The sequence below is a fragment of the Shewanella cutis genome (assembly GCF_022410515.1).
Classification (GTDB): domain Bacteria; phylum Pseudomonadota; class Gammaproteobacteria; order Enterobacterales; family Shewanellaceae; genus Shewanella; species Shewanella cutis.
In genome coordinates this window covers 1-582 of record NZ_JACSDI010000049.1, presented here as the reverse complement: position 1 = coordinate 582, position 582 = coordinate 1, and the positions used below count along the sequence as shown (strand labels likewise).

The 582-nt window shown below is 48.5% G+C and carries 1 pseudogene; it reads left to right on the top strand.

The features are described from left to right. Window positions 1–582, top strand: a pseudogene (locus tag H9J30_RS21550) (IS630 family transposase); the annotation flags it as partial.

The window sequence follows — 582 nt, the reverse complement described above, 5'->3', positions numbered from 1 at the left end:
CTCCACTTATCTTTCCCTGGGACTGTCCGGCCTAAATGACAAGCCAAATCCGGGACGTCCCGCTAAATTGTCCTCCTCGCAACTAGCAACCCTAGCAGAATTCGTCCAGCTCAAAAGTCTATCTGAGCAAGGTGGCAGACTAATGGCCAAGGATGTCGGCGACTTTATCCAGTCTGAATTTGGCGTGACTTTCAAGCAAACTAATCTCTACCGTTTACTACATCAATTAGGCTTTTCGTGGAGCACGACGAGATCACGTCATCCGAAGCAATCTGAAGCTGTGCAAGAGTCTTTTAAAAAACTTCCCAATGGCAATGATCCTTAACACCCCAGGACACGTTGCACTCGATCCCATTGATGTTTGGTTTCAAGATGAAGCCCGATTTGGCCAACAAAACACCACCACTCTTATCTGGGCTGAGAAAGGGACTCGGCCACGAGCAGTAAAACAGCAACAGTTTGAATCAGCGTATTTATTTGGGGCTGTGTGTCCGGCAACAGGCGCCACGGAAGCCATTCTCGCCCCGTTTGCCAACAGCGATTATATGCATGAACACTTAAAATTGATCTCGGCCGCAACAG